General features: G+C 40.8%; 12 protein-coding genes. 9 read left to right on the forward strand and 3 right to left on the reverse strand.

Annotated features, from left to right (window positions below; all coding sequences use genetic code 11):
* Positions 1–52: 52 nt before the first annotated feature.
* The 3 genes from NSQ54_05550 to NSQ54_05560 form a co-directional block, all read right to left on the reverse strand.
* The gene (locus NSQ54_05550; protein WYP27575.1) at positions 53–1390 is read right to left on the reverse strand and encodes an MATE family efflux transporter; all 1338 of its coding nucleotides are present in this window, start codon (positions 1388–1390) and stop codon (positions 53–55) included.
* 26 nt (positions 1391–1416) lie between these two features.
* Entirely contained in the window at positions 1417–1992 is a 576-nt protein-coding gene (locus NSQ54_05555) for a TetR/AcrR family transcriptional regulator (GenBank protein WYP27576.1), read from the reverse strand.
* A gap of 527 nt (positions 1993–2519) precedes the next feature.
* Positions 2520–3704, reverse strand: coding sequence for an IS256 family transposase (locus tag NSQ54_05560; protein ID WYP27577.1), 1185 nt, complete (start codon positions 3702–3704; stop codon positions 2520–2522).
* Between the two features lie 806 nt (positions 3705–4510).
* Between NSQ54_05560 and NSQ54_05565 the strand changes: the two genes are divergently transcribed.
* The 9 genes from NSQ54_05565 (at position 4511) to glpK (ending at position 16971) form a co-directional block, all read left to right on the forward strand.
* On the forward strand, positions 4511–5281 hold the full coding sequence (locus tag NSQ54_05565) for an ABC transporter ATP-binding protein (GenBank protein WYP27578.1): 771 nt from the start codon (positions 4511–4513) through the stop codon (positions 5279–5281).
* On the forward strand, positions 5253–7193 hold the full coding sequence (locus tag NSQ54_05570) for an ABC transporter permease (protein WYP27579.1): 1941 nt from the start codon (positions 5253–5255) through the stop codon (positions 7191–7193). The genes NSQ54_05565 and NSQ54_05570 overlap by 29 nt, the downstream gene beginning before the upstream one ends.
* Positions 7194–7217: 24 nt before the next feature.
* Positions 7218–7922: a response regulator transcription factor gene (locus NSQ54_05575; GenBank protein ID WYP27580.1), complete on the forward strand. Its 705-nt coding sequence runs from the start codon at positions 7218–7220 to the stop codon at positions 7920–7922.
* On the forward strand, positions 7919–8899 hold the full coding sequence (locus NSQ54_05580) for a sensor histidine kinase (protein WYP27581.1): 981 nt from the start codon (positions 7919–7921) through the stop codon (positions 8897–8899). Before NSQ54_05575 ends, NSQ54_05580 begins: the two co-directional genes overlap by 4 nt.
* Positions 8900–9192: 293 nt before the next feature.
* Complete coding sequence (locus NSQ54_05585) at positions 9193–10914, forward strand: ABC transporter ATP-binding protein (GenBank protein ID WYP27582.1); 1722 nt, start codon at positions 9193–9195, stop codon at positions 10912–10914.
* Between the two features lie 3 nt (positions 10915–10917).
* Positions 10918–12747, forward strand: coding sequence for an ABC transporter ATP-binding protein (locus tag NSQ54_05590; protein WYP27583.1), 1830 nt, complete (start codon positions 10918–10920; stop codon positions 12745–12747).
* Between the two features lie 385 nt (positions 12748–13132).
* Complete coding sequence (locus NSQ54_05595) at positions 13133–14410, forward strand: ATP-binding protein (GenBank protein WYP27584.1); 1278 nt, start codon at positions 13133–13135, stop codon at positions 14408–14410.
* A 194-nt stretch (positions 14411–14604) separates the two neighbouring features.
* On the forward strand, positions 14605–15441 hold the full coding sequence (locus NSQ54_05600) for an MIP/aquaporin family protein (GenBank protein WYP27585.1): 837 nt from the start codon (positions 14605–14607) through the stop codon (positions 15439–15441).
* 24 nt (positions 15442–15465) lie between these two features.
* Positions 15466–16971, forward strand: coding sequence for a glycerol kinase GlpK (glpK, locus tag NSQ54_05605; protein ID WYP27586.1), 1506 nt, complete (start codon positions 15466–15468; stop codon positions 16969–16971).
* Positions 16972–16991: the final 20 nt, after the last annotated feature.

Raw genomic sequence — 16991 nt, forward strand, 5'->3', positions numbered from 1 at the left:
TGCTTTTTTAGTTAGTGTACCAGAATAAACAGAGAATTTCGTTCATTTTACCTTAACCTACAAGTGGATTTCGTTTTATATAAAGAATAATAGTCGCTAAAACAAGCAGCTCGGCAATAGGAATAGCAAGCCAAACTCCATTCACACCTAGTGCATAAGGGAGTGTGAACAAGATGATCAGCATAAATAAAATCTCGCGCGCAAACGTAATCCAGGTAGCCATTTTTACATTTCCAATAGATTGATAATAGGTCATCATGACAAAATTAGCTCCCATAAACAAATACGCAAAAAAGAATAAACGAATACCTGTTGTCGCTAGGCTTGTGACCGTTTCATCAAAATCTCCAAAAATACTAACGATTGGTCGCGCGCCGAACTGACCTATTATGAAAAAGACTAGACCTGCTATGGCTGCCGTTCGAATAGCAATCTTAATTGTCTGCCGTTTGCGATCCTGTCTGCGTCCTCCATGATAATAACTAATCAATGGTTGAATGGCTGATCCCATTCCAAGGAACATCAGAAGCATAACACCATGTACATAGTTTAAAACGGAGAAGGCGGCCACCCCGTCGGTTCCTGCCAACCTCTCTAATGTCACGTTGTGCGAAACGGTAAAGACAGAAATTCCGACCTCAGCAAGAAAGCTAGGGAATCCCAGCATGATAGCTTGAACAAGTAATGGTCGCTGTAAGCGAAACTTTACTAATTTTAGTTGATTATCTTTCCTGAAAAAGTGAAGGCTCAATACACCAATTCCAAGTGCTGCAGAAATAATTGTTCCATACGCTGCACCTGCAACTCCTAAGTTTAAAACGTATAAAATAATATAGTTCAAAATAACGTTTGTCACAGCTGTCACAATTAAGGCGCTCATCGCAAGTGTTGGATTACGATCATTTCGAACAAACACACTTGTCGCATTCTCAACGGTAAAAACAAAACCAAAGAGAAGCATGACGTTTAGATAGGCCGATGCGTAAGGGTATGTTTCTTCGTTAGCACCAAGGGCATATACAAGTGGTTCTCTGAAAATAAATGCAATGATACCAATTACAAGCGTAGCAGAGAAGATCACAATCAGTGATTGAGTGAAAATGAATTGTGCCTTCTTAGGGTCTTTGGCACCCATAGCTTGTGAAAACAATGTTGCTCCACCAATTCCAATCCATAAAGACATCGCAACAAATACCGTATAAACGGGACCGGCAATCCCAACACCAGCAAGAGCCACTGGCCCAAGACGATTTCCGACCATGATTCCGTCGGCAACAAAGTTTAATGCCATGAGTAACATCCCAACAAGTGAAGGAACAAGATATTTTAAAAAGATCTTTCCAACTGGTTGAGTGTCTAATGGATTCGTAAGTGTTTCTTGAGTAGTCATGTAAGCATCTCCATCATTCATTCAATTTATTTAACGACACCACGCCAGAATATTGACCATAATGCCTTTAACTTCATCAGAGCACGTTCCTTATTTCCATAAATTAATTCGATGAATATCGCATCGACCATTGATAAATAAGCTAATACACCTGATCTGGCATCTTTTATGTCCAAGAAACCTTCTGAAAGAGCTGTTTCAAATATAGGCATAAAAGCCTCCTCAAATCTTGATTCGTACTGGGCAACCTGATGCATCACCTTTTCATACAAATGAGAAGGTGGGAAGAAGGAAATTCGCAGCCCAAATCGGTAGCTATCCTCTTCAGAAAAACGTCGAAGCAATAAGTAAAGATGTTCTTCCAAAAGGTCATGCATTGAGAGGTCTTGATTCTGATCAATCCAGTTTACGAGAAACGACCAATCATTTTGTAAAGAATCTTCAAGTACCGTTAGAAAAAGATCATCCTTGTTTTTAAAATGTGTATAGATTGATTGCTTTTTAATGCCCACTTCATCAGCAATTTGGGCTAAAGAAGCACCTTCAAAACCATTTTGTCCAAACGAAAACAAAGCAGCTTTTTTAATTTCATCAGCTGTCATACATTATCCACCTTCCGAACGTTCGTCAGCTTATCCTAACAAAGATTTTTATTCGTGTCTAGAATGAAAATGAGGGACCCTTTTGACACAAAATTGTCACATTACAATATGGAAAAAGAAGGACTATTTCTACTATTTTTTTATTATACTAGTACTAGACAAAAATCGAGTTTCACAACATAAGAGAAGATAGAGAGAAAATAAGATTAGGAGGAATGAAAGACGTGAAGGGCGGTCTCGGCATTAAAATTATTTCAGCGGTATTTTTAGTTGGTGTAGTCGGAATGATGATCATGGCTAGCGTACAAGTATCTTCATAAGAAGATGATCATATAAAGAGCTCCATGCGCTTGAATCAAGCGTTTGGGGCTCTTGTTTGTTTTGGACGTGGTATGAAGGTAGGAGTTAGTCAAGTCCATATTCATGTGTAAATTCCAACCACAAGGTATTGTTTTCGTTTGGTTTTATCTTTTGTTTTTTGGAGAAGAGGGAAGGGCCCTTCCCCCTTCTCCAAAAAACGGCCGTTCTCATGATGATGGGTTTACACTATCCTTAAAGATTAACTGTCGCTTTTTCATGGAGTCGGCTTCATCCATCAAAACTGCTCCTATGAGTCGGAAAGCCGATTGGGTATTTGGAAATATGCGAATGACCCTTTCTCTTCTTCGTATTTCTTGATTCAATCTCTCGATTGAATTCGTTGTTCTTAAGAACACATGATAAGGATGAGGTTCATTCATGTATTGAATCGAATCATCAAATCCTTCTTCCAGCTTCACGATGGCCTTTTCTAATTTGGGATGATCTGCATATTTGGAAATAAATTGATCTTTAAATAGACGGGCATCTTTTGGGTTGATGGCTTGAAAAATTCGTTTAAGATCCAGCTTTACCTCATCCATATTATTCTTTGGAAGTGACTGAATGATGTTCTTCTTGAAATGAACCGTACAGCGTTGCCAGGCTGTACCGATGAACTCTTTCTGAATGGCTTTTCTTAATCCAGCGTGCGCATCTGAGATCACTAATTTTGGAGACTGTAGGCCTCTACCTTTTAACTGATCAAAGAACGCTTTCCACGCTTCAAAACTCTCTTCATGACTCACATTCAACCCTAGAATTTCCCGACTATGGTTTTCATTAATCGCTGTGGCTATGTAGACAGCTTTAGATACAACTTTATGGTGTTCACGCACCTTAATGTACATCGCATCTACAAACACATATGGATAATATTCGGTGTTAAGAGGACGTTCAGCCCACTCGCGAACGAGTGGATCTAGCTTCTTGGTCAACGAAGAAACAAAGGATTTTGAGACGGTTTCTCCACAAAGCTCCTGAACGATATGATTCACTCTGCGAGTAGAGACTCCGTTGACGAACATCTCAAGCATCGACATGATAAATGATTGATCACATCGTAAATACTTTTCAAAGATAGATGGCGAAAACTCTCCACTTCGAGTGCGAGGGACACGGAGTTTCACGCGCCCGATTTGATACATCATCTCTCTCTCATAGTAGCCATTTCGATGGTCTTTTCGAAGATCTGAACGTTCATAATGATCTACTTGGAGATAATCATCTCGTTCTTTTTCCATGTATTCATTTAAAATTAAAACAATCATAGACTTCATAACAGGTTCAATGGAAGAATTCATTACGGATTCTTTTAAGGTATCCATATTTAGGTTAAACTGAAATTGAGTCATCATCATTCTCCTTCACGTTTTGTTTTTATGGGTAAAAACATTGTGGTCGGAATGATGATGGCTTATTCTCTTTTACACAATTATATGGACTTAATCTAGGAGTTGGCTGTCGCGCACAGATGAGCCAAAGTCGCGCAAAAGGAGAGGAGGTCGCGCATACATGAGCCAAAGTCGCGCAAAAAGAGGGGAGGTCGCGCACACCTGAGTCAAAGTCGCGCAAAAAGGGTAGAGGTCGCGCACAGATGAGGCAAAGTCGCGCAAAAAGAGGGTAGAGGTCGCGCATACATGAGCCAAAGTCGCGCAAAAAGAGGGTAGGCCGCGCACAGATAAGCCAAAGTCGCGCAAAAAAGGGAGAGGTCGCGCACACCTGAGTCAAAGTCGCGCAAAAAAGGGAGAGGTCGCGCACATCTGAGTCAAAGTCGCACAAAAAGGGTAGAGGTCGCGCACACCTGAGTCAAAGTCGCGCAAAAAGAGGGTAGGCCGCGCACAGATGAGCCAAAGTCGCGCAAAAAAGGGAGAGGTCGCGCACACCTAATCCAAAGTCGCGCAAAAAGAGAGGAGGTCGCGCACACTTGAGCCAACCTCGCGCCTCTTCCCATGCTTACACCTCTGTAAGGTTCTTGAAAGTATAATCGATAGGTGCAGAGTGGTTTGCTTCTTATACTAGAGGTATACTAAGTGAACAGGAGATGGACTGAATGAGGGGAAGTCTAGGAATTAAAGTAATATCAGCGACATTTATTATTGGGGTTATCAGTATGCTATTGATTGCAGCGAGCGTTCAGGCTTAAGAGGAGGAAAGTAAGATGCTAACAGTGAGCCATGTTTCCAAAATGTATAGTGGAAAGGTTGCTTATCGTGCGCTTGAGGATGTTTCATTTGATGTGGGTGACGGGGAATATGTTGGGATTATGGGACCCTCTGGTAGTGGGAAAACGACTCTTCTCAATATCATGTCAACGATTGATTCACCCACTTCAGGCTCGATCCAATTGGATGGAGAGACGCCTCATGCATTAAATGAAAAGCAGCTGGCTTCCTTTCGGGCGAGAAAGCTGGGATTTGTGTTTCAAAACTTTCAACTGCTTGATACGCTAACAGTGGAAGAAAATATGGTCCTGCCTCTTACGCTTGACGGAGGTCACTCCATTCAAGAAATGCAAAGTCGGATTCAGCAATTGGCAAAGAAACTTGGAATTCATGAAATTCTTGATAAACGGATCTATGAGTTATCAGGTGGACAAATTCAGCGCACGGCGATTGGACGGGCTTTAATACATAAACCGAAGCTTTTGCTGGCAGATGAGCCTACGGGAAATTTAGATTCCAGGGCAACAAGTGATGTCATGGAGCTTTTACATAAGATGAATAAGGAAGAGAAGACAACCATTCTGATGGTGACACATGACCCAGTTGTCGCGAGTTACTGTGATCGGATTTTATTTATTAAGGATGGTCAGCTGTTTAACGAATTATATAAGGGGGAGCATCGGGAATCCTTTTATCAAAATATTGTTCAGGTTCTTTCATTGATGGGAGGAGACAATCGTGACCTTTCGTCAGTTCGCCTACCGTAATATTATTCGCAACAAACGAACGTACTCTGCTTTTTTACTTAGCTGTGCGTTTTCTGTGTTTGTATTTTTTGTGTATGCTGTATTTGTGTTTCATCCGAGTGTTGGTGAAGGATTGATTACAGAGGTTGCAGTTGTTGGTATGACCGTGTCTCTTTATGTAATCTTTGGATTTTCGTTCTTATTTGTGCTGTATTCAATGGGCACGTTTTTAACATCAAGGAAACAGGAATTTGGCATTCTGGTGCTACATGGCTTAACGAAAAAAAAGCTAAGGCAGCTGCTTTTTTTTGAAAGCTGTTTAATTGGATTTGGGGCGATCTTGATCGGAGTAAGTGTTGGGCTAGCGTTTGAAAAGCTGTTTCTAATGGCGATTAGCAACGTCATACTGTTGGACCATATGCCGTTTTACATGCCGTGGAGTGCGCTTGGATTAACAGTCTGTGTCTTTATATTGTTATTTGCAAGTATTTCATATTTTACGTCCTTTATCGTGCGGACCACAAAGGTTCGTGAGTTGCTTCAAGGGAAGGAAAGGCCTGAATCTTTTCCAATTGCCTCTCCATTTCTTAGCATCCTCGCGCTCGTTTTAATTGGTGGAGGATATCTTCTGGCGTTTACCGCCGAATCAGAGCAAGTGGTTGTTCGCTTTTTCCCAGTAACGTTGATGGTGGTTGTAGGTACCTATTTCTTCTTTACGCAGCTAAGTGTATTCGTTATGAGGCGACTTCAACAGAACCCGAGGAAACATTGGAAAAGTTATAAGTTAATTAGTCGATCTAATTTAATTTATCGATTGAAGGATCATTCACGTGTGTTCTTTCTAGTTTCTATAATTTCGACAATCGCTATTTGTGCAACTGGGACGATTGCTACCTTTGGAACAACAATGGATCGTGAGTTTGAACAGCCGATGGCGATGACATATATCAGTCTAGATCAAATGGATGCGAATCAAGTTCGACAGCAGTTATCTGAGGAATTAATGGAGAAGCAGATAGACTATCAAGAAACGAGCCTCACGTTAAAAGAGACAGAAGGCAAACTTCAGAGCTCTGAATGGGAAGTGGACTATGCTTATGATTATACTCTAGTTTCGTTATCAGATTTTAATCAGCTTGCGAGTATGTTAAACCTTCCAAAACTTGATTTAACCGATCAACAAGTGCAACCACTAGCTACTCATGAGGGGGAATGGGAAAATAGAAGAGAGGAAGAAACATTACGTTTCGAGGGACAACCTCCCTTAGTTATAGAGGATATGTACCCTTATCAAGTGTTTGGTACTTCCTATTTCTTGAGCGTTAATCCTGTGGTGGTATCAGATTCTGTTTATAATGACGTTCAAAGGTTTAAAGAACAGTTTTTTGTCGGTTACGCAATCGCTGATTGGGAGAGGACAGAGTTAATAGGACGAGATTTATACGAAAACGAATTGCAACTGGAACGTGCGTACTTTCAGGATAGGAGTAACCCTGTTCCAACCTTTAGCTTCCATTCAAGTGGACTCTTTTATTTACAAGCAAGTAGCCTGTACCAGACCACGTTACTGATCGGCTCGGTGATAGGAATAGTCTTTTTTATCGCAACGGGGAGTTTCCTTTATTATCGTTTGTATACCTATTTACCAAGAGACGCTGAGCGGTTTATTATTTTAAGGAAACTAGGATTTACATTTAAACAGATCAATCGTGTCGTGACAACCGAGATGAGTTTGTTATTTTTTATCCCATTTGCTTTATCACTTATTCATGCGAGTGTTGCGTTTGTAGCACTACAATCGATGTATGTACAAAGAGTGAATATTTCCCATCAGATACTTCTAGTTATTGCTGGATTTGTAGCTGCACAGGTGATTTATTTTCTATTAATGCGCAAGCAATACATTCAGAATTTACGCCAGCTCATAGAATAACCATAGGTCAGGAGGCGAGCAAACATGGCAGAAACGGTATTAATCATAGAGGACGATGAAAAACTGGCTTCCGTGTTAAAAGAAAAACTCGTTCGTTATGGATTCACGGTGTTTACACATAATGGAGAGGCGGATCTACTTTCTTTTTTTGAAAAAGCAGATCCAAGTATTATCTTACTAGATATTAACCTTCCGACCTTTGATGGATTTTATTGGTGTCGTCAAATTAGGCAACGTTCGACGTGTCCTGTAATTTTTATCTCGGCACGAAGTAGTGAGATTGATCAAGTGATGGCTTTGGAGCATGGTGGAGATGACTACCTTCCAAAACCGTTTCATACAGACGTTCTGGTGGCGAAAGTGAGAAGTCATATAAGGCGGGCGTATGGAGAATATTCTACCGCACCTGAAGAAAAAACAATTGAGCTTAATGGTCTTGTCTATCATTCAGAACGTATGGAGCTTTCATTTGAAGAGGGAACAGTTATGCTTTCTAAGAAAGAATGCCAACTGATTGAACTGTTAATGAAAACATATCCGAACGTGGTCACACGCCAAGCCATTCTGGATAAGCTTTGGGATGACACGCATTTTATAGATGAAAATACGATCAATGTTAATATGACAAGGGTTCGTAAGCAATTACAGTCGCTTGGGATCCATGAAGCTGTTGAAACCATTCGTGGAGCTGGCTATCGGTTGCACGTGACATGGGATCGTTCATTATGAGCTTATTTTGGCGAGACCATCGACTTTTACTCATCATTCAAGTCGTTCAAGCATTCATGATTGCATCCATTCTTTATCTTGATCCCGGGGCTCAAGAATCCAGTCTTCTGTACGCTGTGTTTTTGTCCCTATTACTAATGGCCGTCTATTTAGTGTATAGATATATTGTGTTAGCTCCCTACTACAAGAAGTTAACAAAGGAAGCAGGGGGTCATCACGACTTTGAAATTGAAGGAAATCATCCGCTCATTCGTGCACATAATCAATTACTCGCACGTTATTATAACCAGCATCAAGCAGAGCAGCACCAGCTTGAAATACGCAAAAATCAACAGGTTCAATTTATGACGCAATGGGTGCACCAAATGAAGACCCCTGTTTCTGTCATGAATTTGATTACTCAAAATGAAGCAGATTTTCACGAGTATCCTGCTCTCAGAACAGAATTAAAACGACTGGAAAAAGGGCTAGATCTTGCCTTACATACAGCCAGGTTCGAACAATTCGAACAAGACTTCCGGGTGAAATCAGTTCATTTAAAAACGCTTGTTCAACAAGTCGTACAAGAAAACAAGCGATTGTTTATCTTGAAGGAAATGTATCCGAAAATTGATGTAGATGAGAAAATCACGATATCCTCAGATCCCAAATGGCTTGTGTTTATGTTGGATCAATTAATTGTAAATGCCATTAAGTACACAAAGGATTCGGGAAAACAATTATTGATCTCAAGTCAATTAGATCAAGATGTCCCAACTCTCCTGATACAGGACCAAGGAGTAGGAATTCAAGCATCAGACCTACCAATGATCAGCCGGCCCTTTTATACAGGGGAAAACGGGCGCAAATACGGTGAATCAACAGGAATGGGACTGCATCTTGTCGATCAATTATGCGAGAAACTCAATATCGAAATTAAAATTAAATCAGAAGTTGGGGTAGGTACGAAGGTTTACCTCACCTTCCCGAGCTCGTAGAACCTATAGAGGTTGGGACAAAAATAAAAATCAATGAGAAAATGGCGAATGATTCTACCTCCGAATCATTCGCCATTCATGTTTTTTATGAGTAAGTCTCCCGTAGCGGATTTGGTGCTATGTTCGTGCTTGGCTAACAACGTTAATGTAATGTCCACTCTATGATCTGTTATTTAATCAAGAGTATCATCTAAGCAAAACTCATCAGTTGTCATAATCGTCTTCGTGCTCGAAATAAGATATAATTAGATTAACGAAATAGATGCCGGGGTTGGGGTTAAGGAGTAGATTAAATGAAACATGTATTTTCATATTTGAAGCCTTATCGAATAGCTGTGTTTATTGCCCTGTTTTTAATGCTTCTCGAGCTTACGGTTGAGTTAGCATCACCACTCATTTTGGCCCGGATCATTGATGATGGTGTTGTGGCTGGAGATTTAAACGTGATTTTATTTTGGGGAGCTATCCTCATGGGGAGTTCTTTTATTGCTTTCTTTGCAGGGGTCGTCAATTCATTTTTTGCAGCGCATGCGGGCCAGAGTACAGGACTTGATCTAAGATCATCGATGTATCGGCGTATTCAATTGTCCTCATTTGAAAAGCTGGAGAAATTCTCAACTTCTTCATTAATCATGAGACTCACAAACGACGTCACTCAAATTCAGAATACTGTGTTTATGGGACTACGTATTATGATGAGGGCCCCACTTCTGATCATTGGGGGAATTACTTTATCCTTTTTTGTGAATGTCCAGCTGGCACTTGTATTCGCTGTTGTCATCCCTTTACTTGTTTTAACCATTACGATTTTAATGAGAAAAGGTGCTCTATCGTTCGGCTGGGTCCAACGAAAGCTTGATCAAGTGAATCATAGTATGAGAGAAAATCTATTAGCCATTAAGTTGATCAAGGCATTTGTCCGACGTGGTCACGAGGCTAAACAATTCGTCACAAAGAATGAGCAATTAAAGGATCAAACGATGCGGGCATTACGTTTAATGGAGATCACCCAACCCATCCTATTACTTCTTATGAATGCATCAATCATTGCTGTATTATGGTTTGGTAGTGTTCAGTTGGGTACGGGCGGAGCTCAAGTTGGAGAGATTGTAGCCATTGTAAACTATGCTACGAGAATTACTGGTGCCCTGACCGTTCTTTCCATGATTATTATGGTCGTGTCGAGAGCGAAGGCTTCCGCAGAACGAATTGAAGAGGTATTAACGGAATGTAGTGGGGATGAGGAACAAGCGATTCAAAAGAGTGGAACATCTTATACTCAAAAAGGTGATCTCACATTTGAACATGTGTCATTCGCTTATCCTGAGGCTAACATTGATGCGATTCGTGACCTCTCCTTTCATGTATCAGCTTATCAAACGGTTGCGGTGATTGGCGCAACAGGTTCTGGGAAATCGTCTCTTTTTCAATTAATTCCTCGGTTATATCAGCCGACTAGTGGCCGCATATTAATCGATGGATCAAATATTAATGAGTTTGATTTACGTACATTACGACATACGATCGGATACGTATCCCAGCAAACGATGCTTTTCTCCGGAAGCATCCGTGAGAACATCTCATGGGGAAAACCAGATGCAACAATGGAGGAGATCATTCAGGCTACTGAGGCTGCACAAATTCATGATACAATCTCTAAACTGCCGGATGGGTACGAAACACGAATTGGTCAACGGGGTGTGAATCTTTCTGGTGGCCAGAAGCAGCGTATTGCCATTGCACGGGCTCTACTTAGAAAGCCTGCTATCCTTCTATTAGATGATAGTACGAGTGCACTTGATAACAAAACCGAGGCAGCGTTTTTTAAAGCCTTAAGGCAGTATCCATGTACAACCATCTTAATTACACAAAAGCTCTCAACCGCAATGGCCGCAGACTCGATTCTGTTGCTTGAGCACGGGGAACTAGTGGATGAAGGTAGACACAAGCATCTTCTTGCTACATCAGCCTTCTACCAGGAATTGTACTATTCGCAGTATCGAAAGGAGGCATAGAGTATGGGATCTCCTCTAAAAGAGCCGTTCCAGTACGAGAAGATTGAGATTGATCATTCAAAGGATAAGAAAAAGAAAAACGATAAAAAGGCGAAGGATTGGAAAGGAACACTTCTCCGAATTTGGACGTTTTTATCTATTTATAAGTTTAAATTAGTTCTTGTGGTCACGATGGTTGTCATTAGTTCCATATTAAGTTTACTTGGACCATTTCTTGTGGGAAAAGCCATTGATGATTATTTTATTGCTGGAAATTTGGAAGGATTACCTTCGCTTCTACTTGCTCTAGCAGCGATTTATCTGGGCCTGTCACTCGCCACGTGGTTTCAAAATTATTGGATGATTGGTGTATCCCAGCAAACTGTTCAGGAAATGAGAACTCTTTTATTTCTGCAGATTCAACGGTTGCCTCTTGCCTATTTTGATAAACGACAACATGGTGAATTGATGAGTCGCATGACAAATGATATGGAGAATGTCAGTAATACCTTAAATAGCTCAATTATCCAACTACTCTCCAGTGTTATTACGTTTATTGGGATTTTAGCCGTCATGCTTTGGTTAAGTCCATTACTGACGGTTGTCACGCTGATGGTAGTTCCATTAATGTTCATTGGCTTAAGATGGATTACTAAACGAACCTCTGTCTTTTTTAAGGAACAACAAAAAAATCTAGGGAATTTAAACGGCTATATTGAGGAAACCATTGCGGGTCAGGCGATGGTTAAGACATTTTCTAGAGAAGAGCCCATCATTCAAGAGTTTGAAGAAAAAAATCAAAAGCTCCGAACATCAGGATTTTGGGCTCAGACGTATTCAGGTTTTATCCCTAAAGTCATGAACGTCTTAAACAATGCTAGTTTTGCGATTATCGCAGGTGTTGGTGGATTACTCGCTTTAAATCCAGCCTCAGGTGTGACGGTGGGGACCATTGTGATCTTTGCGGAGTATTCACGACAATTCACCCGGCCACTTAACGACTTGGCCAACCAGTTTAATACGTTACTTTCTGCTATTGCTGGAGCGGAGCGAGTGTTTGAAGTCATTGATGAACCATCAGATCTAGATCACGAAGGGGCAAAATCAATCGAGTCAATTAAAGGTGATGTCAGGTTTGAGCGTGTGTCTTTCTCTTATGACAATGAATTGATCTTAAAGGATGTTTCTTTTTCTGTGCGATCGGGTGAAACGGTTGCGTTTGTTGGACCAACAGGTGCTGGAAAAACAACGATCATTAATTTGCTTTCGTACTTTTACGAAACCGATAGCGGTCACATTTTCATCGACGATATCGATATGAAGCACATTCAAAAAGAAAGCTTACGGAAAAAGATGGGGTTTGTCTTACAAGATTCCTTCCTTTTTCAAGGTAGCATTAGAGAGAATATCCGCTATGGACGATTGGACGCAACAGACGAAGAAGTAGAAGAGGCAGCCAAAAAGGCCAATGCGCATGACTTTATTATCAGGCTTCAAAATGGGTATGATACAGAACTGAAGCAGGATGGTGGAGGAATAAGCCAAGGGCAAAAGCAACTCCTTTCAATCGCAAGAGCTATCCTTGCTGACCCTTCCATTTTAATTTTAGACGAAGCCACATCCAGTATTGATACGATTACTGAAATGCGTATACAAGAAGCGCTTCAACGTTTGATGAAAGGGAGAACAAGCTTTATGATTGCTCACCGTTTAAACACGATTGAACAGGCTGACCGCATTTATGTCCTACAGGATGGCGAGATTACAGAGCATGGTTCTCATGAAGACCTTATCAGCCAAAAAGGTTTTTACTTCGGCCTACATCAAAAACTTGAGCAGCAGCAAACAGGGTAACATTATAATGAGAGAGTGACATAACTATAATATGGATAGCAAAACACAAACATAGCACCTAATCCGCTACAGGAGAAGCCCTCGCACCCACAAGAACGGCCTCAGCCCCTTTCGCGGAAAGGGCGCCGCTACAGTGTCTTCACCGCGTTCTGTTCCGTAGGAGTCTCGGGTTCTCCCTCCGCTTGTTCAAATAAAATCATGAATGGCGAATGATTCGATAGTTGAATCATTCGCCATTTTCGTATTGATTTTTAGTTATATCCCAGGATCATTTTTAATAAGATTTTGATTCAAGATTTCTGTAACTCTCAAAAAGGATTCTGTTAAAACATGTCGAAATATACAACAAGAAGGAAATTGTTAATACGTGGGGAGCGCCGACAACATGATTTTTGGGATTTTTGAGAAGCTAATATTACATGTGTTAATTGTACTAGTTCCAATTATTCTGTATTTAATGATCTATGAAGGTCAGCCAAAGAAACGAAAAAATATCGTATTAATTTGTTTTATGTCCATTGCCGCTATACTTTGTGTCATGTACCCATTTCACGATAATGGACTGCTATGGGATCTACGTTATGTTCCGATTGTCATAGCGTTTATGTATGGAAATCGTACAGCAGGTTTGACTGTAACCGGAATTGTCTTGCTTGTCCGTGTTTATCAAGGTGGGGACATGATTGTCTATGGCGTGATAGGACTGATTATAAACTCCATTATATTTCTTCTGTTAACTCACTTGGTAAAAGAGAAGGTGCTCCAGAGTAACCGTTTGAAAATTTCTATGTTCGGTATTTTAATTCCTATTGGCTTACAGCTTATGCTGGCGCTCGTTAAGCTGGTAAGAGAAGGAACATTTCAATCTGATATCGATGAATTACTGGTATTCTCAGGAGTTTATACCTCGCTTATCTTATTTTCAATGTTTATAGCTGCATCATTATACGAAATGTTTTTAAAAAGAGAACGAATGCAGGATGAATTATTATATGCAGTACGGCAACAATCAATTAGCGAGCTTTCCGCCTCCATTGCGCATGAGGTACGTAACCCATTAACGGTTGTTAAAGGATTTCTTCAACTAATGAAGGAAGACGACACGCAAGCAAAGCAAGAATACTATCAACTGATTTTAAGTGAATTAAACCGAGCTGAGAACATCATTCATGAATATCTCACCCTCTCAAAGCCACAGCTAGGAGAGAGTCTTACGGTTCCGATGAAAGAGTGCCTCGTGCACACGATCACCCTCCTTACCCCTTATGCTTTTAAAGAAGGTGTTCTATTAAAAGAACTTAAGACAAATGAACAAGAAGCGTTTGTGTTCACAGATCGTTCTAAGTTAAAACAAGCCATTATTAATTTCTTGAAGAATGCCATCGAAGCATCTGCCCCAAGCGGTGAGGTTGAAGTCACAATGAACGTAAACAAACAATTTGTTGAAGTAGAGATTCGAGATACTGGTAAAGGAATGAGTAAAGAGGAGTTAGCTAAGATTGGAACAGTTTATTATTCAACAAAAGAAGAAGGCACAGGACTTGGCACGATGGTTTCTATTCGTTTGATTGAAGAGATGGGTGGGAAGATTTTATACGAAAGTGAAGTCAATAAAGGTACAACGGTTCAAATTGTACTTCCCTTAAAAACAGATAATGAGTAAAGTAAAAAGAAAGGGTTTACAAAATAAAATGTATGCGTTATAGTGAACCTAAGTTTATAATGCCAAGCTGATGAGCCAATGAGAGCAGCTTTTTATTCCATAGTGTGTACTTGCGCTACGGGAATAGGAAGCTGTTCTTTTTTGTGTTAGAAAAAGATGGAATCAGGGTAGGTTATACAAGAGGGGGAAACAATATGTTTGCAGAATTTTTAGCTGAGATGATAGGTACGATGGTGTTAATTATATTTGGTGCCGGTGTTGTGGCAGGTAACCTATTAAAGAAATCGAAATCAGAAGGATCCGGATGGGTTGCTATTTCCGTAGCATGGGGTTTAGCTGTTACAATGGGTGTTTATGTATCAGGAACAGTAAGTGATGCTCATTTGAATCCCGCGGTAACACTCTCATTTGCGGCAATTGGAGAATTTTCATGGGATATGGTACCTGCCTATATTGCTGGTCAATTAATTGGAGCGTTTCTAGGTGCTTGTGTGGTGTATTTGAACTACTTACCACACTGGAGAGAAACAAAGGACCAGGGTGCAAAGCTTGGAGTATTTGCTACTGACCCTGCGATCCCGCATTACCCATCTAACATTATTAGTGAAGCAATTGGAACCGCTGTTTTAATCTTTGGTTTGCTTGCAATTGGGGCAAATCAGTTTTCAGAAGGACTTAATCCATTTATAGTAGGGTTGTTGATTACAGCCATTGGTTTCTCACTTGGAGGACCAACAGGATATGCAATTAACCCTGCCCGTGACTTGGGACCGCGTATTGCTCACTTCCTATTGCCGATTCATGGAAAAGGACCATCTAATTGGAGCTACGCTTGGGTGCCGATTGTTGGACCACTACTTGGTGGTGTGATCGGAGCAGTTCTTTATCAATTTGTCTTTTTGGAAAACTCAGTTGTAGGAATTAGTATTGGCGTTATTGCCATTTTGGCATTGGTTGCTTTATCTACAACCTTCTCAATTGTGAAATCGAACCAAGAAAAAACCAGCAAAACAGCTACAAAACGTGTTTAATCAAAGCTAAAGGGGGAAACAGTAATGGAGAAAAAGTACATCTTATCACTAGATCAAGGAACAACTAGCACAAGAGCCATTCTATTTAACAAAAAAGGGGAAATCGTTCACTCTGCACAGCGCGAGTTTACGCAGCATTTTCCTAAGCCAGGCTGGGTCGAGCACGATGCAAATGAGATTTGGGGATCTGTTTTATCCGTCATTGCTGGTGTTCTTTCAGAATCAGGCGCGACTGCAAAAGAAATCGCATCAATCGGGATCACAAACCAACGTGAAACAACGGTTGTTTGGGATAAGGAAACAAGTAAGCCGATCTACCATGCGCTTGTATGGCAATCACGCCAAACAGATGGCATCTGTCAGGAGCTACGCGCGGCTGGGCACAATGATTTATTCCGTGAAAAAACAGGTCTATTAATTGACGCTTATTTCTCAGGGACAAAAGTTAAATGGATCCTCGATAACGTTGATGGTGCTAGAGAGCGTGCAGAAAAAGGAGAACTCGTTTTTGGAACAATCGATACATGGTTGATCTGGAAACTTACAGGTGGAAAAGCACACGTAACCGATTATACGAATGCGTCTCGTACATTAATGTATAACATTTATGATCTGAAATGGGATGATGAGTTACTAGACATTTTAGATGTACCACGTAGCATGCTTCCTGAGGTTCACTCTTCTTCAGAAGTATATGGGGAAACGGTTGGTTATCACTTCTTTGGTGAAAATGTACCGATCGCAGGTGTTGCTGGAGACCAGCATGCAGCCTTATTTGGTCAAGCATGCTTTGAACCAGGAATGGTGAAAAACACATATGGAACTGGTTGCTTCATGCTTATGCAAACCGGTGAGAAAGCTGTTAAATCCGACAATGGTCTGTTAACAACGATTGCTTGGGGAATTGATGGCAAGGTTGAATATGCGCTTGAAGGAAGCATATTTGTAGCTGGATCAGCGATTCAATGGCTACGCGATGGATTAAGAATGTTTAACGATGCGAAATTAAGTGAAAAGTATGCAGAGAGAGTTGCAAGTACAGATGGCGTATACATGGTTCCGGCATTTGTAGGTCTTGGCGCTCCGTACTGGGATAGTGAAGCAAGAGGTGCCATCTTCGGCCTAACAAGAGGAACAACAAAAGAGCATTTTGTTCGTGCAACGCTTGAATCACTTGCCTATCAAACACGTGATGTGATGCGAGCGATGGTTGCAGACTCAGGAATTGAAGTGAAGAAGCTTCGAGCAGATGGTGGAGCCGTTAAAAACGACTTCCTTATGCAATTCCAAAGTGACATTTTAAATCAGCCAGTTGAAAGACCGGTCATTAATGAAACCACAGCACTTGGTGCAGCATATCTTGCAGGGCTTGCAACAGGTTTCTGGGAAAGCAAAGATGATATTGCTCAAAACTGGAAGGTTGAAAAGTCCTATGAGGCGAACATGGATGAAGAAGAACGCGAAGCTTTATATGATGGCTGGAAGCAGGCTGTCAAAGCAACTATGGGGTTTAAGCCAAACGTGAAATAACGTTACAGCAAAATGTGGAA

Source organism: Alkalihalobacillus sp. FSL W8-0930 (genome assembly GCA_037965595.1).
Taxonomy (GTDB): Bacteria; Bacillota; Bacilli; order Bacillales; family Bacillaceae_D; genus Alkalicoccobacillus.